This is a genomic window from Leifsonia sp. HAY1-4F, assembly GCF_056755275.1.
Genome location: NZ_JBNDHX010000060.1, coordinates 1 through 22,997 on the forward strand (window position 1 = coordinate 1; position 22,997 = coordinate 22,997).

Here is a 22,997-nt window from a genome sequence, read left to right on the forward strand (position 1 = left end):
GGGCCAGCTCTTGGATCTCTTCAGCGAGGGGAGTCCCCCCATCGAATGCCGCCTCCGACGTCTCGGACTCCATCACCGTGTCGATCTCACCTACTCCGCCGTGCTCATCCTGGTGGGGTTGTTTCACGTGAAACCTCGTCGCTCGATGGTGCGTCGCACCGGCTTTCCGTCGGTCGTTGGCACACCCTCAGCGCACCCGTTCACCAACTCTAACTCGGATATCCGATGCTTCCTGCGCGGCACGCGTCTCTGTGGATAGCCGGCTTCGCTCATACCTACGGATGGCGGGGCTGCGGAAGAGTCCAACTCGACGTCGTTGTGGGATACCCCTGTAGGTTGCATGTTTCTGGCCCTACACATTGTTCTGTGGGCGGTCGGAGCGCAATTGGTTAGGGAACGTCGGATCGCGACGGTTTCACGTGAAACCTTCGGTGTCCATCCGAACCGAAGGGTGCTTGTGCGGTACTTGCGGGCCGGGTGGCGGATGCCGGATCGCGAACCTGCCGCCTGGGGCAAGTTGGTGCTTGCCTTGCCGCAGGGTTCAAGCTTCGGGCGGACTGATGGAACAGCGCTGGATCCATCGGCAACCGACATTTCGTGAGACGAGCGCTCATGGAGTGTTCGGTGGCCGCCGGCGCCGAACTCGCACGACCTCGTGGCAGGTCTGACGGCGGGAAGGAGTCACGTGACGCGCACCTGCGAGCAGGTCTGCGGGGGTGGAAGGCTCAGCACGGATGTGTTTCGGGGGACTGACGTTGCACAAGTCAAGCGCCGTCAATTCAGGTGGGCATCTCGTCTATTCGTTCAGGCCGGTGACTTCTTTGGGCGTTGGCGTCGGTGCTTCAAGTCCAAGAGGCGAAAGGCCAGAGGGCAAATGCATGGGTTGACACGGCTGTTTCTCGGCGTTCTGGGGAGAGAACAACCATTGCGAGCCACGCTCGGGGCGTCGACGGTGGATACCATGAGGGCGGCTGTCGCGAAACGACATCTCTCGGTTCGCTAGAGCGGGCGGACATCATCGACCCTCACGCTCAACGTCGATAGTTCAGTCCGGACGAGACTGCGATCTCGGTTGCATTCACCGAAAAATCCGATGACGCTGCGCCTTGGTGATCCCCAGGGGCCTCGTGGCTCGGGAAGTGCTTCATTGGCGTTTCGCGAGAAGCGACCCCGTCCGCCCACCCGACGTTTCACGTGAAACACCTCCCCCCAAATCCACCCGCCGCGCTGCCTGATCACTGACCTGCGTTCAAGTTCAGGGGCAGCCCACGGTTGGCCAACGACTGCTTGGCCGAGTCCAATCGTGATCGGCGCATCGGGATTGATGGACCATGGCAAGCCGTAGTCGAGCTAGGCAAATCCGCCATGCCCGGCAGGCCCGGCTCTGGCCGTTCGCACGCATTCGGCCTTAGCCGGATTCCTCCACGGCGTCAGCCCAGGGGAGGAGTGTCCAATCCACAGTTGTTCGAGGATGCGGTGGACCAGAATCCAGTGCCATCTGCGCCGTTTCACGTGAAACTCACGCGGGTATCGACGGGCCGATGAGTTCAGACTCTACTTCAGCGGTCAGGAGCCAGTGCTAGACGCCGCCGCCCAGACGGCACGACCTCGATGTTGTCCTAGCTCCAGCACGTCGTGCGGACGGTCATCGCGGCTTCCCAACGATTGCGAGCATGCGCTTGGTGCCGTTGAGGTCGGCGCGTTTCACGTGAAACGGCGGTCTACCTCAACTGGACCAGCTTGCTGATGGGAGGGGAGGACCGGGATCGGGGTATCCTCGGCACCTCGCGGCCGACGCCGGCGATAGCCAGCGACACCTCGGTGAAGTACGGCACAACATCTTGCGGACGATCCTCTCCGCTTCCTGGGTGGGACAAACGGGCCTAGTGACGTCCGGGGGGCCGCCCCCCCCCACTGCTGTCCGGCAGATGGGTGCCCAGTTGGCTTCGTTTCACGTGAAACGCGAACATGTGTGTCCGAGTCCACCGCCGAAGCCAGCCTTCGACTCGAGATCTACGCGCGGCCTCACCGAGAGAGAGATTCAGGCCCGTCGAGAACTAACGACAGCACAGCCCCACTCCTGGTCGAAGTACACAGACGCGGGTGTCGGCAATCCGGAGCTGGACGTAATTCGGCTCACCTCAGAGATCGAATCCAACGGGCGTTCCGACGACCCTCGCTGACTCATTCCCTGAGATAGTGTCGGGAACATGGACGGCGCGGCGGGCATGGCGATCCTCATCTGGCTGTCTCCGATTCTCGTTCCGATAGTCGCGGCTGGCTTCCTTGTCTTCGTGCTGCCCCTACTGGTCGGTGTCGCGGTCGCGATAGGCACCTTGGTTGCGCGATCCGTCTATTGGTTGACTCCTCGGCACGGCAGGCCAGCGGACGAAGTCCTGAGTTCTCGGGCCGACCCCTGGTCGCGTCTCATCGCGCTCAATGAACCTCCCCAAGACCCAGAGACCCGGGAGCAACGAACCGAGGACCCAACCTGACCGACGGTCACACGTCCAGAAGCGGACACCACTCGATGGAGGGGGGCGGGCCGTCTCCCTCGCACAGCCGCATCACATCGCGCGAGCGCCGCGACACGTGCAGCTTCCACGATTGCCACAACTCCGGCTCGCAACGACATTGAAGTCACGCGCGACACGCGATTGCGTTGACGCCCGTACCTCCGCCGGCGCGCTCGTTCCGAACGGTTCCCGCGACGCCAACCATGCAAAACCACCGCGAGAGGCCATCATCGGCAGCCGAAAGCGGGCAGAAATGGCCGGTCGGCAATCCCATGGAAGGCCTTAGAACGGCTCTCACACAAGCGAAGCGCGTGCTTCCGTTGTCTGAGAGCCGTTCTAAGGCCGTCGGCGAACACGCCGACCTATCGAATAACGGCCCGGATCACGCGGGTCACTTCATCCAGCACACCTTCGCCGAGGGTCAGAACCTCGATATTGTGCACCGCGAATTTGCGGATCTCCTTCGCGGCAGCCTCGACCTCAGAGTTGGCGGCCGCGCCCTTCATGAGAACGAGTTCACCGCCATTGCGAACCAGGGGAGCGGTCAGTGGGAGGAGCTTCCGGAATGCGCTGACGGCACGGGCGGTCACCTGGTCCAGCGGTCGGTCGAGTCGCGCATCCTCGGCCCGCGCGCGGACGACGGTGACATTGGAAAGTCCCAGTTCGTCGACCTGCTCATTCAGCCAGGCGACCCGGCGTTCCATCGGCTCGATCAGAACGAAGGAGACATCCGGCCGTGCGATCGCCAACACCAGACCCGGCAGGCCGGCGCCACTGCCGACATCGCCGACGAGGCCCGGACGCAGAAGGGGAGCGACGATCACACAGTTGAGGATGTGGCGGGACCAGAGGCGGGGGAGTTCGAGCGGTCCGATGAGACCACGTTCCTCGCCTTGATCGGCGAGGTTCCGGGTGAACTGCCGGGCGAGCCCGATCCGGTCGCCAAAGAGACTCGCCGCTGCGGCGGGTTCCTGTTCGAAGTCCGTCACTGTTTCACGTGAAACTTACGCCGCGGAGATGACGGTGTGGCGATCGCGCCCTTCACCGTGCGACGTCGACACGTACCCGCGCTCCGAGACGAGGTCGTGCACGAGCTTGCGCTCATAGGACGACATGGGCGGCAACTCAGCCTCGGCGGCGCCTTCGGTCAGTCGCTCGATGGCACGGTCCACGAGCCGCGCAAGCTCCGCCTGGCGAGCCTCGCGGGATCCCGCGATATCGAGGATCAGACGCGAATAGCCACCCGTCTTGTTCTGAACGGCGAGGCGAGTCAGTTCCTGAAGAGCTGCCACGGTGTCCGCCTGCGACAGCACAGCCAGGTTCGAATCGTTCTCCGCGTTCACCGAGATGTACGCGCGACCATTGCGCGTGTCGATGTCGATGTCGCCGTCGATGTCGGCGATGTCGAGAAGCTCCTCGATGTAGTCCGCAGCGATGTCGCCTTCGCGATCGAGATCCGCCGGCGTCGGAGTGTCGCTGCCCTCGACAAGCGGCTCGTTCTCGGAGACATCCGAGGGCTCGGGGGAGGAGGTCTGCACGTCAGTCATCGGTTGGAGGTCCTCACTACTTTCCGGCCTGCTTCTTCGCGCGCGTCTTGCTCACGGGCTGGGCGCGCTGGGCAGGCTGTCTCTTCGGCTGCTCTTCGACCGCCAGAACGGTTGAACCATCCTGAACGAGCTTGCCCTTCTTGGCGAGGCGTACCTCGCGCGCCTTCGCGGCATCCGAACCCGGCGTCGGCATGTTGCGGATCACCAGGAATTGCTGACCCATGGTCCACAGGTTGGAGGTCAGCCAGTAGAACATGACGCCCAGGGGGAACGCGAAGCCCGAGAACAGGAAGACGAAGGGGAGGAGGTACAAAAGGATGCGCTGCTGCTTGAACTGCGGGCTCGCCTTGGTCTCCGGCGACATGTTCTTGGAGACGATCTGCAGCTGAGTCAGGAACTGCGACCCCGTCATCAAAACAACCATAACGGCTGCTATGACCATGACGGCCACCTGCTGGGGGTGGGAGTTCATCGCACCCTGGAAGCTCTGGTGCAGGGGAGCGACCCCGAACAGGGTCGAACTCCCGAACTGCTTGGCCAGCTCTGCATTCAGAGGGCCGACTCCGGCGTGACCGCCCTGCGCACCGTTCAGCACCTGGAACAGCGAGAAGAACACCGGCATCTGCAGCAAGAGAGGAAGGCACGAGCTCAGCGGGTTGGTACCCGTCTTCTTGTAGAGCTCCATGGTCTCGCGAGACATCGCCTCACGAGAGAACTGGTCCTTCTTGCCCTTGTACTTGTCCTGGATCTTCTTCAGCTGGGGCGCGATCTCCAGCATCCTCCGCTGGTTCTTGATCTGCCGCACGAAGATCGGAATGAGGGCTGCACGAACGACCACCGTCAAACCGATGATCGCGAGCACCCAGGTGCCACCCGCTGCGGGGTCGAGGCCCATGAACGTGAAGAGCCCGTGGAAGGCGACCAGGATCAGCTCCACGACCCACTTGATGGGCCAGAGGATGGTAGCGAAAATGTCAGGCATGACTACGTGCTAGGCCTTTCCGTGGCTGATGAAGCCGCCCTGGCTGGTGGAGACGACGAATCCGAACCGGGTCACCCGGTAGCGAGGCTTCCTCGCCGGGGGGACGTCGTCGACCCCTCCGGCCGCCCACGGGTGGCAGCGGGCTATGCGCCGGATGGCGAGCACGGATCCCACGATCACGCCGTGCTGCTGAATGGCCTGCAATGCGTAGGCCGAGCACGACGGGTAGTAGCGGCAGACATCACCGTAGAGCGGCGAGATCACAGCGCGATAGGCACGCAGCACCAGCACGGCCGCGTTCCGCGGCGCGAGGAGCACTGCTGCGATCGCGGTGTTCATGGACGGACGCTGCCCTTACTGGTGTGACTGCTGGTGGAGAAACGGATCGAGGCCCCAAGGAGGTCTTCGTGCAGGCTAGCCCACGGTGCTTGGGCGGAGGCTGGCAATGCGCGGACCACCACATCCACTCCCTGGCCGCCGGAGCGGAAGCCGGGGAGCAGCTCGTACGCGGCGGCCTTGAGCCGGCGACGAACGAGGTTGCGCTGAACCGCGTTCCCCACGGCCTTGCTCACGACAAAACCGAATCGCACCACGTCGGAGTCGGCACCCTGGCGGACGTACGTGACAGTGCTCGCTCCGGTGAAGCGAGCGCCGCGTCGTACCACCGCCCGGTAATCCGCACCTCGCGTGATGCGATTCGCTTTGGCGAGCACCGGGAAGGCCCTCTACCGAGGAGGATCAGGCCGACAGCGTCTCGCGGCCCTTACGGCGGCGAGCCGCGAGGATCGCACGACCCGCACGCGTACGCATACGGAGGCGGAACCCGTGGGTCTTCGCGCGCTTGCGGTTGTTCGGCTGGAACGTTCTCTTGCTCATATCAATCTCCGTGGTGGTCTCTTCACAGGCCTGTGCTGAGAAAACGGCCAGCACGGGGAGGCCAGGAAAGTTTCAGGGCAGCCTAAACGGCTGAAGTCAACTGATTAAAACTACGGCCTTGTGGGGACGAGGTCAAACCGATCGACGGAAAACCACCGATTATGCACGGTATTGGCAGCAAAGCGGCTTCCGACGCGCCGACGTATGCCGCGGATCGGATTTGATCGACGTTCTGTGGACAAGTTACCGTGAGGTCGAAAGTTATCCCCAGCCCATCCCAATTCCGGCCGGAGATCGCTACGGTATTTCTCACACAGCGGTGGATAACTCTGTGAATACCCACCGGCGGCATCCGAGCCGCCAACCCGACGAGAGTCACCGGGGGCGACTCGTTCCCTCGTCGGGCTGACGGCATCCGCAACAGACGAAGACGGGGAACGATGGCAGGCGGCGAAGAGTCCATAGCTACGGCATGGCAGGACGTGCTCGGCAAGCTCGAGACGGATGACCGCATCACTCCCCAGCTGTACGGCTTCCTCAGCCTGGTCGAGCCCAAGGGGATCATGGCCGGGACCTTCTACCTGGAGGTCCCCAACGAGTTCACCCGGGGGATGATCGAGCAGCGCAGCCGGCTCCCCCTGCTGAGCGCCATCGGATCGCTCGACGACACCCTCGAGGTCAACACCTTCGCCATCGTCGTCAACCCCGAGATCCAGCAGGAGACGATGGCCGCGCCCACGGCCGAGCCCGAGAGCGCACCCTCCTACGTGGATCAGCCGGCCACCATGGTCAGCCCGCCGACCGAGATCACGGCACCCCCTCGCGGTGGCGACACCCGGCTCAACGCCAAGTACAGCTTCGACAACTTCGTCATCGGTCAGTCCAACCGCTTCGCGCATGCCGCGGCGGTCGCCGTGGCCGAGGCACCCGCGAAGGCGTACAACCCGCTCTTCATCTACGGCGACTCCGGGCTCGGTAAGACCCACCTCCTGCACGCCATCGGTCATTACGCCATGAGCCTGTACCCGGGCATCCGCGTCCGGTACGTGTCGTCGGAGGAGTTCACCAACGACTTCATCAACTCGATCGCCAACAACCGGGGGTCGTCGTTCCAGGCGCGCTACCGGAACATCGACATCCTGCTGATCGACGACATCCAGTTCCTCCAGCGAGCGGTCGAGACGCAGGAGGCGTTCTTCCACACCTTCAACACGCTCCACGACCACAACAAGCAGGTCGTCATCACCTCGGACCTCCCGCCGAAGCACTTGACGGGCTTCGAGGACAGGATGCGGTCCCGCTTCGAGTGGGGACTGATCACCGATGTCCAGGTGCCCGACCTCGAGACGCGCATCGCGATCCTGCGCAAGAAGGCGCAGAGCGAGAAGATCCAGGTTCCGGACGACATCCTCGAGTTCATGGCGTCGAAGGTGTCGAGTAACATCCGCGAGCTCGAAGGCACCCTGATCCGCGTCACCGCCTTCGCCAGCCTCAACCGCACACCGGTCGACATGCCGCTGGTGCAGACCGTGCTGAAGGACCTGATCACGCTCGACGACGACAATGTCATCGCGCCGACCGACATCATCACCAACACCGCGGAGTACTTCAAGCTCAGCGTCGACGACCTCTACGGCTCGAGCCGCTCGCAGGCGGTCGCCACCGCCCGTCAGATCGCCATGTACCTGTGCCGTGAGCTGACCAACCTCTCCCTTCCGAAGATCGGCCAGCTCTTCGGTGGACGCGACCACACCACCGTGATGTACGCGAACAAGAAGATCAGCGAGCTCATGAAGGAGCGGCGCTCGATCTACAACCAGGTGACGGAGCTCACCAGCCGGATCAAGCAGAACCACCGCTACGGCAAGTAATCGACGGCTCGTCGAGCGCCTCTGAGCCCGCGAGTTATCCACATATCCATCCCCAGAGTGGGGAGAGTGCGTTATTAACACTTGTGGATAACTTGTGGATAGCTTCCGGACAACTCACCCCTTAATGGGGACGAACACCGAGCCGCTGTGAAAAGCGCCGACTCGAGCCATGGCAACCGGATCGCTGTGAACACCAGGATTCCTCAGGTCATCAACAAGTCACCGCCGTGTAGTTCCCGCTGTTCGCCTGGCTTCAACAGAGTTATCCACATTCTCCACAGCGGTTAACACGATTACTTCTTAACTCTTCTTCAAGGGGGCGGACGACAACCTCAAGGGCCGATGCCTTCGCCGCATCCGCGTCACAGGCCAGGGGCTAGGATTTGTCACGTCCGTTATCCGTGAGCCGACAGAGGTGACTTCGTGAAGTTCCAAGCCAATCGGGATGTGTTCAGCGAGGCCGTCTCGTTTGCCGTGAAGCTCCTCCCGCAACGGACGACCCTCCCGATCCTGAGCGGTGTGCTCATCGAGACGACCGACTCCGGGCTCAGGCTGTCGTCGTTCGACTACGAAGTCTCCGCCCAGACCGAGATCTCCGCCGAGGTGGAAGAACCCGGACGGGTCCTCGTCTCCGGACGGCTGCTGGCGGAGATCGCCTCCAAGCTCCCGAACGCGCCCGTGCAGTTCTCGACGGAGGAGTCGAAGATCGTGGTTCGCGCCGGTTCGGCGAACTTCACCCTGTTGTCCATGCCGGTCGAGGAATATCCGAGCATCCCGCAGGTCAGCGGTGAGGCGGGGCTGGTTCCGGCCGAAGAGTTCGCAGAGGCGGTCGCTCAGGTCGGTGTCGCTGCGTCGCGAGACGATGTGACCCCCGTGATCACGGGGGTGCAACTCGAGGTCGGGGACAACACCCTCGGACTCGTCGCCACCGACCGGTATCGCGTGGCCGTCCGGGAGATCGACTGGGACAACGGGACCACCTCCGGCGAGTCGGTGACGGCACTGGTGCCGGCTCGGACCCTGACCGAGATCGGCAAGACGTTCGGCCACAGCGGCACCGTCTCGATCTCGATCACCAATCGCGACGACCGTGAGCTGATCGCCTTCACAGCCGACAAGAAGACCGTCACCTCCCTGCTGATCAAGGGCAATTTCCCGCCCGTCCGGCGGCTCTTCCCCGAGCAGGTCGACAACTACGCGGTGATCAACACCGCCGAGCTGATCGAAGCGACCCGCCGCGTCTCGCTGGTTCTCGAGCGCGAGGCAGCGCTCCGCTTCACCTTCACCGCCGACGGACTGACGCTGGAAGCGATCGGTTCCGAGCAGGCGCAGGCATCCGAGAGCATCGACGCTCTTCTCACTGGCCAGGAGACGGTGGTTTCATTGAAGCCGCAGTTCCTGCTCGATGGTCTCGGGGCGGTGCACTCGGAATTCGTGCGCATCTCGTTCACCAAGACCGAGAACCCCAACAAGCCGGGGCCTGTGCTCATCACGAGCCAGACGTCGAAGGATCAGTCGGGAGCGGACTCGTACAAGTACCTGCTCCAGCCGAACCTGCTCCTGCGCTAGTTCCCGGCGCCGCTGAAGCAACAGAAGAAGGACAATCATGCACATCGGCCTCATCGGTCTCGGACGCATGGGCAACAACATGCGCGCCCGTCTCGAGAAGAACGGCATCGACGTCACCGGTTACGACACGAACCCCGAGGTCTCGGACGTCGCGACGATCGCCGACCTGGTGGCCGCCCTTCCGGCCCCGCGCACCGTGTGGGTCATGGTTCCCGCCGGCGCCATCACGGATTCGGTCATCCGCGAGCTCGAGCCCGTCCTGGAGAAGGGCGACCTGGTCATCGACGGCGGCAACTCCAAGTTCACCGAGGACTTCGCACATTCGGCTCTGCTCGCTCCGCGTGGCATCGACTTCATGGATGCCGGAGTCTCCGGCGGTATCTGGGGCCTGGAGAACGGGTACGGACTCATGGTCGGCGGCTCCGCCGCGCAGGTGGAACGTGTGATGCCGGTGTTCGACGCCCTGCGTCCCGAAGGCCCGCGCGACGAGGGCTTCGTCCACGTCGGCGAGGTCGGTGCCGGTCACTACGCGAAGATGGTGCACAACGGCATCGAGTACGCGCTCATGCAGGCCTATGCCGAGGGCTACGAGCTCCTCGACACCCGCAAGGACATCATCAAGGACGTCACCGGCACCTTCAAGGCGTGGCAGCGCGGAACCGTCGTTCGCTCCTGGCTGCTCGACCTGCTGGTGCGCGCGCTCGAGCAGGATCCGGAGTTCGAGCACATCGAAGGCTACGTGCAGGACTCGGGCGAGGGCCGCTGGACCATCGAGGAAGCGCTCAACAACGCCGTCCCGGTTCCGACGATCAGTGCCTCGATCTTCGCGCGTTTCGTCTCGCGCCAGGAGGACTCGCCGGCGATGAAGGCTGTCGCTGCGCTTCGCAACCAGTTCGGCGGCCACGCCGTGAAGGCCGTGGACTGAGAATCCCGGTCGGCCGAAAACCTCTGTGCGTGTCACACATCTCTCCCTGACCGACTTCCGCAACTACCGCACGGCGGAGGTGCCGTTCGCGGTCGGCGCGAATCTGTTCGTCGGCCGCAACGGCCAGGGAAAGACCAACCTCGTCGAGTCGCTCGGCTACCTGAGCACCCTCGGATCGCACCGGGTGTCGAGCGACCAGGCGATGATCCGCAAGGACGCCGACGCCGGGATCGTGCGGGCGAGGATCCAGCACGACGGCCGCGAGCTCCTCATCGAGGTCCAGCTGAACCGCGGCTCAGCCAACAGGGCGCAGGTCAATCGCGGGGCGATCAAGCCCCGCGAGCTGCCACGATACTTCTCGAGCGTGCTCTTCGCTCCGGAGGATCTGGCGCTGGTCCGGGGAGAGCCGGGCATCCGTCGCCGGTTCCTCGACCAGCTGCTGATCCAACGGAATCCGCGGTTCTCGGCCGTGATCGCCGACTACGAACGGGTACTGAAGCAGCGCAACACCCTCCTCAAGTCGGCCCGTGCGTCGCGGGTGCGCGAGGACCAGCTCGGGACCCTGGAGATCTGGGACGACCGCCTCGTCCAGCTGGGGTCCGAGCTGATCGACGCACGACTCGACCTGATCGAACGGCTGAGCGATCCGCTGATCGCGGCGTACCGCTCGGTTGCGGGCGACGATCACCATCCCCGGCTGATCCCTCAGCTCACCATCTTCGGCGCGCACGTCGAGGACGACGACGGGGCGGAGCCCGACGATGTGACCGGCTCAGCCGGTGTCGCGACGACCGAGGCGTTCCGCCGGGCACTGTCGGCGGTGCGTCGCAAGGAGTTGGAGCGCGGGCTCACCCTGGTCGGACCGCATCGGGATGACGTGCTGTTCGAGTTGAACGAGCTCCCCGCGAAGGGCTATGCAAGCCATGGCGAGTCGTGGTCCTTCGCCCTGGCTCTGAAGCTCGCTTCTGCGGAACTGCTGCGTCGCGAGTCCACGACAGGCGACCCCGTCCTCATCCTCGACGACGTGTTCGCCGAGCTGGACCAGGCCCGGCGTCGGAAGCTTGCAACCGCCGTAGCCGGTTACGAGCAGGTCCTCATCACGGCGGCCGTGCTCGACGATGTCCCCGAGGAGCTCACGGCACACACCGTGCGCATCGAGGCGGGCGCGATCGTGGAGGATCCGGATGCCTGAACGGACCCCGAGGGGAGTCGACGCAGCCGGCGGCAGTGAGGCGAGCGCCGTCTACCTGCGGCTCAAGGCCCTCTTCACCGGGACGCCGTCGCGGGGTCGCCGAACCGCGCGACGAGAGGATCAGCCCGGGGTGAGCAAGCCGTTCGGCTCAGGCCGGGATCCGCACGGTGTCGGGGATGTCGTGGATGCGCTGGCCGCGCAGCTCGGCTGGACCTCCCCGCTGGCGCAGTCCGACCTCCTCGACGGCTGGCGTGAGCTGGCCGGCGAGGAGATCGCGAAGCATGCCATCCCGGACCAGATCGCCGACGGTGTCCTGGTCGTGCGCTGCGAGTCGACCGCATGGGCGACGCAGCTGCGCATGATGAGGTCCGAGCTCCTCGCCCGGATCGCGGATCGCTTCCCGAAGGCCGGCATTGAGTCGATCCACATTCAAGGCCCTGACGTCCCCTCGTGGAAAAGAGGCCCCAGGTCGATTCCAGGGCGCGGTCCGCGCGATACTTACGGCTGAGGGCACAAAAGAGGTCGCCGCGTCCAGGAAAATGCGTCAGACGGCCGTTTTCGGGCAATTCGCCGCTCCGCACTTGGTAGAATGGAGAGTCACTGTTGAGTGCGGTCAGGAGCCTAATTTCATATGACGATGGAACCGAACAGGGCCGAGGCAGAACACGATTACGGCGCGAATGAGATCCAGGTCCTCGAGGGTCTCGAAGCCGTCCGCAAGCGACCCGGAATGTACATCGGTTCCACCGGTCCCAGGGGTCTCCACCACTTGGTCTACGAGATCGTCGACAACTCCGTCGACGAAGCGCTCGCGGGGCATGCCGACAACATCGAAGTGACCATCCTCGCCGACGGCGCCGTGCGCGTGGTCGACAACGGCCGCGGCATCCCGGTCGACGAGCATCCGGTCGAGAAGAAGTCGACCGTCGAGGTCGTCCTCACCATCCTGCACGCCGGCGGAAAGTTCGGCGGCGGCGGATACGCCGTGTCCGGTGGACTGCACGGTGTCGGCAGCTCGGTCGTGAACGCGCTGTCCGCGCGGCTCGACATCGAGGTGTACCGGCAGGGATACGTCTGGCGCCAGAGCTACCGCAATGGTGTGCCGGAGGCGCCGCTCGAGCAGGGCGAGGCGTCCGACCGGACCGGTACCACGATCACGTTCTGGCCCAGCACCGAGACGTTCGAGACGGTGGTCTTCGACTACGAGACGCTCCGGACGCGCTTCCAGCAGATGGCCTTCCTGAACAAGGGCTTGCGGATCGCGCTGACCGACGAGCGCCCGCCGGAGATCGAGCCGGTCGAAGGCGAAGTGGACGACGAGATCCTCGCCGCACGCCACGACGTCTTCCGGTACGAGAACGGCCTGATGGACTACGTCCATTACCTCAACTCCGCCAAGAAGGCGGAGGTCGTCCACGACGAGATCATCTCGTTCGAGTCGGAGGACACCGATCGCAAGATCGCCCTCGAAGTGGCCATGCAGTGGACGACGAGCTACAACGAGAGCGTCTTCACCTACGCGAACACGATCAACACCCACGAGGGCGGCACCCACGAAGAGGGCTTCCGCGCCGCGCTCACCACACTGGTCAACCGGTATGCGCGCGAGAAGGGCATCCTCAAGGAGAAGGACGACAACCTCTCCGGCGACGACGTGCGCGAAGGTCTGACCGCGGTGATCTCCGTGAAGCTCTCCGAGCCGCAGTTCGAAGGCCAGACCAAGACCAAGCTCGGCAACACCGAGGCGAAGGCGTTCGTCCAGAAGGTCGTCGGCGACCAGCTCGGCGACTGGTTCGACCGCAACCCGAACCAGGCGAGAGACATCATCCGCAAAGCCCTCCAGGCGGCCACCGCCCGCCTCGCCGCCCGCAAGGCGCGCGAGACGGCACGACGCAAGGGCCTCCTCGAGAGCGGCGGGATGCCCGGCAAGCTCAAGGACTGCCAGTCGAAGGACCCGACGGTCTCCGAGATCTTCATCGTCGAGGGCGACTCGGCCGGCGGCTCCGCGGTGCAGGGCCGCAACCCCGAGACGCAGGCGATCCTGCCGCTGCGCGGCAAGATCCTGAACGTGGAGAAGGCCCGCCTCGACCGCGCCCTCGCGAACAACGAGGTCCAGGCGATGATCACGGCGTTCGGCGCCGGGATCGGCGAGGACTTCAACCCGGAGAAGGCGCGGTACCACAAGATCGTGCTCATGGCCGACGCTGATGTCGACGGCCAGCACATCACGACGCTGCTGCTCACGCTGCTGTTCCGTTACATGCGTCCGATGATCGAGCTCGGCTACGTCTATCTCGCGCAGCCGCCGCTCTACCGGCTGAAGTGGACGAACGCCGACCACGAGTACGTCTACTCCGATCGCGAGAGGGACGCGTTCATGGCGGACGGGCTCGCCGCCGGCAAGCGCATCCCGAAGGACAACGGAGTACAGCGGTACAAGGGTCTCGGTGAGATGGACTACCAGGAGCTGTGGGAGACCACCATGAACCCGGAGACACGGACGCTGCTCCAGGTGACGCTCGACGATGCGGCCGCCGCGGACGAGATCTTCGCCACGCTGATGGGCGAGGACGTGGAGTCGCGCCGCTCGTTCATCCAGAAGAACGCCAAGGACGTGCGGTTCCTCGACATCTGACGCTGACGCGCCGATGAACTGCTGAGTGACCATGAGGAAGAGAAGACTGTGACGGACGAAGAGAACGTGTCGGGAGACGGAGCCGGTTTCGGCATCCACGGGAGGATCGACCAGGTCGACCTCCAATCGGAGATGCAGCGGTCGTACCTCGACTACGCCATGTCGGTCATCATCGGGCGCGCGCTGCCCGAGGTGCGCGACGGCCTGAAGCCGGTGCACCGCCGTGTCATCTATGCGATGTTCGACGGCGGTTACCGGCCGGACAAGGCGTTCTCCAAGTGCGCCCGTGTTGTCGGCGACGTGATGGGCCAGTTCCACCCGCACGGCGACTCGGCCATCTACGATGCCCTGGTCCGACTGGTCCAGCCGTGGAGCCTTCGCTACCCGCTCGCTCTCGGCCAGGGCAACTTCGGCTCCCCGGGCAACGACGGCGCCGCGGCGCCCCGGTACACCGAGACCAAGATGGCTCCGCTCGCACTGGAGATGGTGCGCGACATCGACGAGGAGACCGTCGACTTCCAGGACAACTACGACGGTCGCACGAAGGAGCCGGCGGTTCTGCCGAGCCGCTTCCCGAACCTCCTGGTGAACGGATCGGTCGGTATCGCGGTCGGCATGGCCACGAACATCCCGCCGCACAACCTCCGCGAGGTCGCGGACGGCGCCCTCTGGTACCTCCAGCACCCGGACGCCCCGCGCGAAGAGCTTCTCGAGGAGCTCATCAAGCGGATCAAGGGACCGGACTTCCCGACCGGAGCGCAGATCCTCGGCGTGAAGGGCATCCAGGACGCGTACCGCACCGGCCGCGGTTCGATCACCATGCGTGCCGTGGTCACGATCGAGGAGATCCAGGGCCGGGTCTGCCTCGTCGTCACCGAGCTGCCGTACCAGGTGAACCCCGACAACCTGGCCATCAAGATCGCCGACCTCGTGAAAGAGGGCCGCATCGGCGGCATCGCCGACATCCGCGACGAGACGTCCGGCCGCACCGGCCAGCGGCTCGTCATCGTGCTCAAGCGGGACGCCGTCGCGAAGGTCGTCCTCAACAACCTCTACAAGCACACCCAGCTGCAGGAGAACTTCGGCGCGAACATGCTCGCGATCGTGGACAACGTCCCGCGCACGCTGTCGCTCGAGGGGTTCATCGTCGCCTGGGTCGATCACCAGGTCGAGGTGATCGTCCGTCGCACCCGGTACCGGCTGCGGAAGGCGGAAGAGCGTGCGCACATCCTGCGCGGATACCTCAAGGCGCTGGATGCGCTGGACGACGTCATCGCGCTGATCCGCCGTTCTCCGACGGTCGAGGATGCGCGCGACGGCCTCAAGGGCCTGCTCGACGTCGACGACGTGCAGGCGGACGCCATCCTCGCGATGCAGTTGCGCCGGCTCGCGGCACTCGAGCGTCAGAAGATCATCGAGGAGCACGACAAGATCGAAAAGGAGATCGCCGAGTACCTGGCGATCCTCGACGACCCGGCGCGTCAGCGCTCGATCATCAGCGAAGAGCTGACCGAGATCGTCGACCGGTTCGGCGACGACCGGCGCACCGAGATCATGTTCGGCTACGACGGCGACATGAGCGTCGAGGACCTCATCCCCGAAGAGGAGATGGTGGTCACCGTGACCCGCGGCGGCTACATCAAGCGGACGCGAAGCGACAACTACCGCAGCCAGCACCGCGGCGGCAAGGGCGTGAAGGGTGCGCAGCTGCGCGGCGAGGATGTCGTCGATCACTTCTTCGTGACGACCACGCACCACTGGCTCCTCTTCTTCACCAACCAGGGGCGCGTCTATCGCGCGAAGGCGTACGAGGTGCAGGAGGCCGGCCGCGACGCGAAGGGCCAGCACGTGGCCAACCTGCTGGCGCTGCAGCCGGGGGAGGACATCGCCGAGATCCTCGACATCCGCGACTATCAGGCGGCGAAGTATCTGGTGCTCGCCACCCGCGACGGGCTCATCAAGAAGACCGCGCTGGACGAGTACGACACCAACCGCACCGGCGGCATCATCGCCATCAAGCTGCGCGAGGGCGATGAGCTCGTCTCGGCGCTGCTGGTCGAGGAGGACTCGGACCTGCTGCTGGTCTCCCGCAAGGGCATGTCCATCCGCTTCACCGCGTCCGACGAGGCGCTGCGTCCGATGGGCCGTTCGACCTCGGGCGTGATCGGGATGCACTTCCGCGGCGACGACAGACTGCTCGACGCGTCGGTCGTCTCGGACGAGGGATACGTGTTCGTCGTCACCGAGGGCGGCTACGCGAAGCGCACCGCGGCCGACCAATATCGCCTGCAGGGCCGAGGCGGACTGGGCATCAAGGTGGCCAAGCTGCACGACGATCGTGGTGACCTCGTGGGGTCCCTGATCGTGGGCGAAGACGACGAGGTCCTTGTGGTTCTTGCCAGCGGCAAGGTGGTACGCTCTGCCGTGGCCGAGGTACCTGCCAAGGGCCGCGACACCATGGGTGTCGTCTTTGCACGTTTCGCCGAGTCGGACAAGATCATCGCACTGGCGAAGAACACCGAACGCGCCCTCGAAGTCTCCCTTCCCGCGGAGGACGACGAGGCGGTCGGGAAGGATGAAACCGTAGATGAGCAGTAGTGTCGCCGAGAAGTTGGCCAAGAAGTCGTCCCGACGACCCGCAACCGCGAAGCAGGTGCGGCTCAAGCTGGTCTATGTCGACTTCTGGTCCACCGTGAAGCTGTCGTTCCTCGCCGGCATCTGCCTGGCTGTCATCGCGATCGTCGGCACGTTCCTCATCTGGACCGTGCTCGACCGCACCGGCATCTTCGACCAGATCAACAGCCTGTTCAAGGACATCTCGGGGGCCGGCGGCAGCGACCTCCGTTCCATCCTGGGCCTTGGGCAGGTCATGGGCTTCTCGCTGATCGTGGCCATCCTCGACATCGTCGTGGTGACCGCTCTCGGCGCTGTTTTCGCCCTCCTGTACAACCTCTCGGTGAAGATCACCGGGGGCCTGCTGGTCGGTTTCACCAACAACTGATCGATTTCACAATGCCTGGGCGGATCGGGTAGTCTCGTATCTGCCCATTCGGGGATATAGCTCAGGCGGTTAGAGCGCTTCGCTGATAACGAAGAGGTCCGAGGTTCAAGTCCTCGTATCCCCACCCTGTGTCCATTCGGGGCCTTAGCTCAGTTGGTAGAGCGCCTGCTTTGCAAGCAGGATGTCAGGAGTTCGAATCTCCTAGGCTCCACATTTGCGGACACGCGCGTGGCGTGTGTCGGCGGGGGAAGCTAGAATTGACGCGCAGGACGCCCCACGGGCCTCCCGCACCCAGCCAACGCCCCGCCCCGCGGGGCGTTGTGTTTTCTACGGGTGCCAGACGTATTCGTCCACCGTGATGGACCGGATGCGCGCGACGATCTTGCGCACGGCCTTCTCGCTCCGCGGATCGCTCTCGATGATGGTGTGATAGCGATTCATGAACACGCTCGATCTTGAAGTCACGCATGCTCCGGCGGGCGCCCGGCGCCAAGTGATGCTCGTCGGCGACCGCCAACCCGATCTCACCGTCGCCCGCACCCAGCGCCAAGTGACGATCGACCTGCTCCAGCGTGTGGGCAAGTGTGAGCAGATGGGGTGGGAATGCTCTCGACCCGTATCGTGCGCGCTGAGCGGCGACGTTCATACCTCGAAAGATGAAGCGTGAACCTGAGCGCGAAACGGCCTTGGAAACAAGGTGACAGACTTTCACGCGCCAGCCGATCGGGACATCCTTCCATGCGCCTTTGCCATGGAAGATGTCCACGGCGTGAAGTTCCGTGGATTGATCAAACCCGTTCACGTTATTCGCCACAAGCTCGGTGATGCCGTTCAGTCCGGCTTCGACCGATTGCAGAGCTACAGCATCCACAATGAGAGCGCCGAAGAAGTAGTAGTCGTCTCCTCGGGCCGACTCGTCGAGGTAGATGAGATGCACGCAGAAACCATAACGAGGACGTGACGAACGAATAGAGCCGATGGCCTCAATGGCTGGTAGCGCTGCGTCTGGTTTCAGTCGGTGGGCGGGACGACCGGGCGGCTGGGAATCGGGCTCGAGTAGGAGACGCTCGTCGTGACGCTGCCGAGCGTCCCGACCGCGCCGCTGATCTGCTCCAGGTGCCGCATGGAGGTGGCGACCACCTTGAGGATGAAGCAGTCGTCGCCGGTCACGTGATGCGCCTCCACCACCTCCGGAATCCCGGCCAGCAGGTCGTACAGAGGGGTGTACTGGCTGCTCGGGTAGCGCAGGCGCAGGTACGCGAGGATGCCATAGCCGAGCCGTTCGGGCTCGACGACCGCACGGTAGCCCGCGATCACGCCTGCCTCCTCCAGCCTCCGGACGCGTTCCGCGACCGCGCTGTTCGACATGTGCACCGTGCGTGCGAGCTCGGCGATCGACTGGCGGCCGTCGCGCTGCAACTCCGCGAGCAGCGTTCTGTCGGTGCTGTCGGCGATGAACGGAGAATTGGCGGCCATAGCGGGATTCTTCCACGAGATCGACGGTGGATACTGCCGGATGCCGTCGATCGTCTCTTCAGTGGCCGCCCCGGATTTCCTACGCTCGAACCATGACAACACAGAACTCGGAGGCCACCCGTCACTTCGCCGCCAAGCTCCGGTTCGAGACCGACCCGTCCGATCTGAAAGCGGCGATGGATGTGGGCGAGCGCCTCGTGGTCGTCGACAGCAGGGGCGAGTCGGCGTGGCAGCAAGGGCGGATCGCCGGCAGCATCCACCTCCCGACCGCCGAGATCGCCGCGCGTGCGGGCGAGCTCATCCCGCTCGACCTGCCGGTCGTCGTCTACTGCTGGGGTCCGGGATGCAACGGATCCACGCGAGCGGCCCTCGCCTTCAGCCTCCTCGGCTACGACGTCCGCGAGCTGATCGGCGGCTTCGAGTACTGGGCGCGCGAAGGCTTGCCCGTCGTGGACGACCCGGGCGTCGTGCACCGGGACGCGGATCCCCTCACCGCTCCCGTCGGCGCGATCGACTGCGCCTGCTGACCAGCCGTGCTGTCCGGCCGCTACTTCAGAAGGCGCGAAAGGACGCGGTCGGCCAACGGCTTGCCGCCGGTCTGGCAGGTGGGGCAATACTGGAACGTCGAGTCGTGGAAGATGACCTGGCGGATCGTGTCACCGCAGACGGGACACGGCTGCCCGGTGCGTCCGTGAACCCGGAGGTTCGACTTCTTCTCGCTCTTCAACTCGGAGGCGGCGAGGCCGTCGGCACGCGCCAACGCATCCCGAAGCGTGGACTGCATCGCGTCGTACAGGCGGGCGACGTCATCCGCCGGCATGCTCGCCGGCTTGTACGGCGACATCTTCGCAACGTGCAGGATCTCGTCCGAGTAGGCGTTGCCGATGCCGGCGATCACCGACTGATTGCGCAGCACGCCCTTGATCTGGGCCCGACCTTGCGCGGCCAGGATGCCGGCGAGGACATCCACAGTGAAGGACGGGTCCAGAGGGTCGGGTCCGAGCCGCGCGATGCCGGGAACGTCGGAGGGCTCGTGCACGACGTAGATGGCCAGGCTCTTCTTCGTACCGGCCTCGGTGATGTTGAGCCCGCTCCCGTCATCGAGCACCAGGCGTGCGGCGAGCGGCCCGGAACCCGGTCGCCCGCTCGGCGGCGGTGGCGGACCGTCGCGCCACCGGATCCAGCCCGCTCGAGCGAGATGCACCACGACGTGGAGGTCGCCGGCCGCGATGTCGAGGAACTTGCCGTGGCGGGAGACACCCGCGATCGTCAGACCCTTCAGGGCCTCGACGGGAGGATCGAACGTCTTCAGCGCCGCGAACGCGAGGACGCTGAGTCGCTCGATGACGCGCCCCTTCAGCCGACCATCCAGGTCGGCGGCGAGGGCGGTGACTTCCGGCAACTCGGGCATCACCACTAGTCTGCCCGTCGCCTCCGACATTGGGCAGTACGTTGGTGCAATGGACATCAGGGTTGCTGCCTACGGCGTGATCACCGAGGGCGACCGCATCCTCCTCGCCCACTGGAACGAGGGCGGCCGCTCGGGCTGGACGCTGCCCGGCGGCGGGATCGAGCCGGGCGAGGACCCGGAAGATGCGGTGGTCCGCGAGATCGCGGAGGAGACCGGCTACCAGGCGGAGGCCGGCCCGCTACTGGGCATCGACTCCAAGGTGATCCCGGCGGAGCACCGCTTCGTCCCGGAGGCCGGACCGCTCCACGCGCTCCGGATCGTCTACCGGGCGAGCATCGTCGGCGGTCGCCTGACGAACGAGCGCGACGGAACGACGGACGAGGCCGGCTGGTTCTCACTCACCGGCATGCCGAAGCGTCGCGTGGAACTCATCGATATCGCGCTCGGGATGGCCGGCGTTCGCCAGGATTAGACGGTCGCCGTCCGGGTCTGCTCGCCCGGGATGATGATCCACATCGCAATGTAGGCGATGAACTGCGGACCGGGCAGCAAGCAGGACAGCAGGAACAGCAGGCGGACGGTCCAGGGCCGCATGCCGAATCGGTTCGCGAGACCGGCGCAGACTCCGCCGAGGATGCGACCTTCACGAGGACGTGTCAAAGTGTTCATGCTGCCCAGAATCGCAGGCGGCTCGTGCACCGCGCCATCGGGGAAACCCCCGAATTGACCCTGAGGCTGACTACAGCGCGGTGGTGTCGGAAACCGGAGGAGTGGACTCCTCGTCGGCGACCCAGAGCTCGTCGTCAGCGCGGAAGGTCTGCCAGACCGCATAGAGCAGGCCGACGGCCGCAATGACACCGAGACCGATGGCGATGACACCGCCTGCGCCGGGGCCGGACTTCGGCGGGGCCACCTTCGGCTTCTTGGCCAGCTCTTTGCCGGCCTTCTTGAAGTCACCGGCGAAGGCGGCAGCTCGGGCGGCTCGCGCGTGGTCGACAACGGAGAGAGCCGTTCCGACGGCCGTGCCGACAGCAGGGATGACGTCGCTCACGACGCGCCGGCGGGCCTGGTCGGCGTAGTGGCCTGCGGTGGACTTCGCCGTCTGGGCCGCCGGCAGGACATACTGCTCGTATCCCTCACGAACCCGCGGCGCGATCTCCTCACGTGTGTAATACGACGCCTGCTTGCGGGCCTCGGCAGCCAGCGCGTTGGCGTTCGCCAGCACCTCCTGCTGCTGGGTCCACAGATCCTCGGCTCCGTGGCGCAGTCGCGTGAGCTCCTTCTTGCGCTTCCGTGTCAGGCTCATCTGTTCCTCCGTTGCATCGGGGTGGCGACTGAAGTCCATCTTGCCACCGAAAGGGCTGGGGATGGCCCGAGAGCTCCCGGGACGGCCCAAGTCGGCTATACGCGCTGTGCAAGAATTGGTGCCATGTCTAAGCACACCGCTGTCGCCACGCTCCACACTAACTACGGAGACATCAAGGTCAACCTCTTCGGCAACCACGCGCCCAAGACGGTTCGCAACTTCGTCGGGCTGGCGACAGGTGAGATCGAGTGGACGCACCCCTCGACGGGAGCGAAGTCGAACACTCCTCTCTATGACGGTGTCGTCTTCCACCGCATCATCCCGGGGTTCATGATCCAGGGCGGCGACCCGCTCGGTCAGGGCGTCGGCGGGCCGGGCTACCAGTTCGACGACGAGATCAACCCGGAGCTCGACTTCACGCAGCCGTACATGCTGGCGATGGCGAACGCCGGCATCCAGGGCGGCCGCGGCACCAACGGTTCGCAGTTCTTCATCACGGTCGGGCCGACCACGTGGCTGCAGGGCAAGCACTCGATCTTCGGCGAGGTGGCGGACGACGCCTCGCGCAAGGTCGTCGACAAGCTCGCCGAGCTGCCGACGGACGCACGCGACCGTCCGCTCGACGACGTCGTGATCGAGTCCATCGACGTCGAGCAGGTCTGAGGCACGCGGGCGAAGGGTACCCATGACTCAGCCCGTCGACGCCCGCGCGAACTACTGCTACCGACATCCAGATCGTCAGAGCTTCGTCCTCTGCCAGAGGTGTGGCCGGACGATCTGCGGTGCCTGCCAGACTCCTGCAGCTGTCGGCGTGATCTGCCCGGAGTGCATGGCCCAGCAGCGAGCCACGCACCCGCGGACCAAGCCGGCGTGGGTCACGCGCGCCACAGGGTCGGGCGCGCCGACGATCACGTACGCGATCATCGCGGTCTGCGTGCTCGTGTTCATCGTCCAGACGTTCGTGCCCTCGGTCACGCAGTCGCTGGTCTATGCCGGCGGGTACTCATACCCGGCTTCGGCGTTCGGCGCCTTCCAGCCCTGGCGGATGCTGACCAGCATCTTTGCGCACGCCAATCTCGTCCACATCGGCCTGAACATGTACACGCTGTGGGTGTTCGGGATGGCGCTCGAGCCGCTTCTCGGCCGGGCCCGCTATCTGGCGCTGTTCCTCATCAGCGGATTCGCGGGGTCGATCGGCGTGCTGCTGCTGACCTCCCCGTTGCAGCCCGTTTTCGGTGCGTCGGGCGCGATCTTCGGGATGCTGGGCGCCTTCTTCATCATCCAGCGACGGCTGGGCGGAAACGCGACGCAGATCCTCGTACTCGTGGCCCTGAACCTGGCGATCGGCTTCCTCCCCGGATTCAACATCGCCTGGCAGGCACACGTCGGCGGTCTGGTCGGCGGATTCTTGGTCGGGTTGATCTACGTCGAGACCCGGCAGGCGCAGCGACGCCGGTGGCAGCTGCCCTTGCTCGTGCTCCTGTGCGTCGTGCTCGTGCTGCTGAGCCTCATCCACTTCTTCGTGTAGTTCCCACACCACGTGGATAAGTTATCCACAGGCTTATTAACACTGTGAGGAATTACACCGGCGTAACTCTCCACAGGCTTATTAACACTGGGGACACTGCGGGTGAACGCGCGGGAACTACTCACAAGTGCCCTGTGGATAGTGTGGAGAACGACGAATCCG

Annotated in this window: 24 protein-coding genes and 2 tRNA genes; 16 read left to right on the forward strand and 10 right to left on the reverse strand. The window is 64.8% G+C overall.

The window, feature by feature from the left end; genetic code table 11:
• Positions 1 to 2,878: 2,878 nt before the first annotated feature.
• Genes rsmG through rpmH form a run of 6 tightly spaced genes read right to left on the reverse strand, consistent with a single transcriptional unit; the run spans position 2,879 to position 5,921 of the window.
• Positions 2,879 to 3,505: a 16S rRNA (guanine(527)-N(7))-methyltransferase RsmG gene (gene rsmG / locus ACPYOG_RS12280; RefSeq protein WP_481294487.1), complete on the reverse strand. Its 627-nt coding sequence runs from the start codon at positions 3,503 to 3,505 to the stop codon at positions 2,879 to 2,881.
• Between the two features lie 15 nt (positions 3,506 to 3,520).
• On the reverse strand, positions 3,521 to 4,063 hold the full coding sequence (locus ACPYOG_RS12285; protein WP_481294488.1) for a Jag family protein: 543 nt from the start codon (positions 4,061 to 4,063) through the stop codon (positions 3,521 to 3,523).
• A 16-nt stretch (positions 4,064 to 4,079) separates the two neighbouring features.
• Positions 4,080 to 5,045 (reverse strand): membrane protein insertase YidC, encoded by a 966-nt coding sequence (gene yidC, locus ACPYOG_RS12290; protein WP_481294489.1) that lies wholly within the window; start codon positions 5,043 to 5,045, stop codon positions 4,080 to 4,082.
• Between the two features lie 9 nt (positions 5,046 to 5,054).
• Positions 5,055 to 5,384, reverse strand: coding sequence for a membrane protein insertion efficiency factor YidD (gene yidD / locus ACPYOG_RS12295; protein WP_481294490.1), 330 nt, complete (start codon positions 5,382 to 5,384; stop codon positions 5,055 to 5,057).
• A complete protein-coding gene (gene rnpA, locus ACPYOG_RS12300) occupies positions 5,381 to 5,758 on the reverse strand; it encodes a ribonuclease P protein component (protein ID WP_481294491.1) in 378 nt (125 codons plus the stop codon). Before rnpA ends, yidD begins: the two co-directional genes overlap by 4 nt.
• Positions 5,759 to 5,783: 25 nt before the next feature.
• Positions 5,784 to 5,921 (reverse strand): 50S ribosomal protein L34, encoded by a 138-nt coding sequence (gene rpmH, locus ACPYOG_RS12305; protein WP_090035555.1) that lies wholly within the window; start codon positions 5,919 to 5,921, stop codon positions 5,784 to 5,786.
• A gap of 440 nt (positions 5,922 to 6,361) precedes the next feature.
• Here rpmH and dnaA point away from each other — a divergent pair, with 440 nt between their 5' ends.
• From dnaA to ACPYOG_RS12365, 12 genes are all read left to right on the forward strand, one after another.
• On the forward strand, positions 6,362 to 7,792 hold the full coding sequence (gene dnaA, locus ACPYOG_RS12310; RefSeq protein ID WP_481294492.1) for a chromosomal replication initiator protein DnaA: 1,431 nt from the start codon (positions 6,362 to 6,364) through the stop codon (positions 7,790 to 7,792).
• 423 nt (positions 7,793 to 8,215) lie between these two features.
• The gene (dnaN, locus tag ACPYOG_RS12315) at positions 8,216 to 9,361 is read left to right on the forward strand and encodes a DNA polymerase III subunit beta (RefSeq protein ID WP_481294493.1); all 1,146 of its coding nucleotides are present in this window, start codon (positions 8,216 to 8,218) and stop codon (positions 9,359 to 9,361) included.
• A 37-nt stretch (positions 9,362 to 9,398) separates the two neighbouring features.
• Entirely contained in the window at positions 9,399 to 10,286 is an 888-nt protein-coding gene (gene gnd / locus ACPYOG_RS12320) for a phosphogluconate dehydrogenase (NAD(+)-dependent, decarboxylating) (RefSeq protein ID WP_192628442.1), read from the forward strand.
• A gap of 25 nt (positions 10,287 to 10,311) precedes the next feature.
• Complete coding sequence (gene recF / locus ACPYOG_RS12325; protein ID WP_481294494.1) at positions 10,312 to 11,478, forward strand: DNA replication/repair protein RecF; 1,167 nt, start codon at positions 10,312 to 10,314, stop codon at positions 11,476 to 11,478.
• On the forward strand, positions 11,471 to 11,986 hold the full coding sequence (locus tag ACPYOG_RS12330; protein ID WP_481294495.1) for a DciA family protein: 516 nt from the start codon (positions 11,471 to 11,473) through the stop codon (positions 11,984 to 11,986). The genes recF and ACPYOG_RS12330 overlap by 8 nt, the downstream gene beginning before the upstream one ends.
• Before the next feature lie 123 nt (positions 11,987 to 12,109).
• Complete coding sequence (gyrB, locus tag ACPYOG_RS12335) at positions 12,110 to 14,113, forward strand: DNA topoisomerase (ATP-hydrolyzing) subunit B (RefSeq protein ID WP_481294496.1); 2,004 nt, start codon at positions 12,110 to 12,112, stop codon at positions 14,111 to 14,113.
• A 48-nt stretch (positions 14,114 to 14,161) separates the two neighbouring features.
• Positions 14,162 to 16,711 carry a DNA gyrase subunit A gene (gene gyrA / locus ACPYOG_RS12340; protein WP_481294497.1) on the forward strand — a complete coding sequence of 850 codons (2,550 nt, stop codon included), beginning with the start codon at positions 14,162 to 14,164 and terminating at the stop codon, positions 16,709 to 16,711.
• Positions 16,701 to 17,114, forward strand: a complete 414-nt coding sequence (locus tag ACPYOG_RS12345) for a DUF3566 domain-containing protein (RefSeq protein ID WP_090035543.1) — start codon at positions 16,701 to 16,703, stop codon at positions 17,112 to 17,114. The genes gyrA and ACPYOG_RS12345 overlap by 11 nt, the downstream gene beginning before the upstream one ends.
• A gap of 50 nt (positions 17,115 to 17,164) precedes the next feature.
• A tRNA-Ile gene (locus ACPYOG_RS12350) sits at positions 17,165 to 17,238 on the forward strand.
• A gap of 14 nt (positions 17,239 to 17,252) precedes the next feature.
• Positions 17,253 to 17,325: transfer RNA gene (locus ACPYOG_RS12355), tRNA-Ala, on the forward strand.
• Positions 17,326 to 17,553: 228 nt separating this feature from the next.
• Positions 17,554 to 17,781, forward strand: a complete 228-nt coding sequence (locus tag ACPYOG_RS12360) for a hypothetical protein (RefSeq protein WP_481294498.1) — start codon at positions 17,554 to 17,556, stop codon at positions 17,779 to 17,781.
• Positions 17,782 to 17,811: 30 nt separating this feature from the next.
• Positions 17,812 to 18,075, forward strand: coding sequence for a hypothetical protein (locus ACPYOG_RS12365; RefSeq protein ID WP_481294499.1), 264 nt, complete (start codon positions 17,812 to 17,814; stop codon positions 18,073 to 18,075).
• 50 nt (positions 18,076 to 18,125) lie between these two features.
• Here the strand turns inward: ACPYOG_RS12365 and ACPYOG_RS12370 are convergent, their stop codons facing one another.
• Positions 18,126 to 18,590: an Lrp/AsnC family transcriptional regulator gene (locus ACPYOG_RS12370; protein ID WP_481294500.1), complete on the reverse strand. Its 465-nt coding sequence runs from the start codon at positions 18,588 to 18,590 to the stop codon at positions 18,126 to 18,128.
• A 92-nt stretch (positions 18,591 to 18,682) separates the two neighbouring features.
• Here ACPYOG_RS12370 and ACPYOG_RS12375 point away from each other — a divergent pair, with 92 nt between their 5' ends.
• The gene (locus tag ACPYOG_RS12375) at positions 18,683 to 19,117 is read left to right on the forward strand and encodes a rhodanese-like domain-containing protein (RefSeq protein ID WP_481294501.1); all 435 of its coding nucleotides are present in this window, start codon (positions 18,683 to 18,685) and stop codon (positions 19,115 to 19,117) included.
• Between the two features lie 20 nt (positions 19,118 to 19,137).
• On the opposite strand, the gene ACPYOG_RS12380 is transcribed toward ACPYOG_RS12375, so the two are convergent.
• Positions 19,138 to 20,001 (reverse strand): Fpg/Nei family DNA glycosylase, encoded by an 864-nt coding sequence (locus tag ACPYOG_RS12380; RefSeq protein ID WP_481294502.1) that lies wholly within the window; start codon positions 19,999 to 20,001, stop codon positions 19,138 to 19,140.
• Positions 20,002 to 20,050: 49 nt separating this feature from the next.
• On the opposite strand from ACPYOG_RS12380, the gene ACPYOG_RS12385 reads away from it, so the two are divergent.
• Positions 20,051 to 20,473, forward strand: coding sequence for an NUDIX hydrolase (locus ACPYOG_RS12385; RefSeq protein WP_481294503.1), 423 nt, complete (start codon positions 20,051 to 20,053; stop codon positions 20,471 to 20,473).
• Here the strand turns inward: ACPYOG_RS12385 and ACPYOG_RS12390 are convergent.
• Positions 20,470 to 20,670: a PspC domain-containing protein gene (locus tag ACPYOG_RS12390; RefSeq protein ID WP_481294504.1), complete on the reverse strand. Its 201-nt coding sequence runs from the start codon at positions 20,668 to 20,670 to the stop codon at positions 20,470 to 20,472. The genes ACPYOG_RS12385 and ACPYOG_RS12390 overlap by 4 nt on opposite strands.
• Positions 20,671 to 20,740: 70 nt before the next feature.
• A complete protein-coding gene (locus ACPYOG_RS12395) occupies positions 20,741 to 21,307 on the reverse strand; it encodes a hypothetical protein (protein ID WP_481294505.1) in 567 nt (188 codons plus the stop codon).
• Between the two features lie 123 nt (positions 21,308 to 21,430).
• Here ACPYOG_RS12395 and ACPYOG_RS12400 point away from each other — a divergent pair, with 123 nt between their 5' ends.
• Together ACPYOG_RS12400 and ACPYOG_RS12405 are read left to right on the forward strand one after the other, a co-directional pair.
• On the forward strand, positions 21,431 to 21,970 hold the full coding sequence (locus tag ACPYOG_RS12400; protein WP_481294506.1) for a peptidylprolyl isomerase: 540 nt from the start codon (positions 21,431 to 21,433) through the stop codon (positions 21,968 to 21,970).
• Between the two features lie 22 nt (positions 21,971 to 21,992).
• Positions 21,993 to 22,835: a rhomboid family intramembrane serine protease gene (locus tag ACPYOG_RS12405; RefSeq protein WP_481294507.1), complete on the forward strand. Its 843-nt coding sequence runs from the start codon at positions 21,993 to 21,995 to the stop codon at positions 22,833 to 22,835.
• Positions 22,836 to 22,997 lie beyond the last annotated feature (162 nt).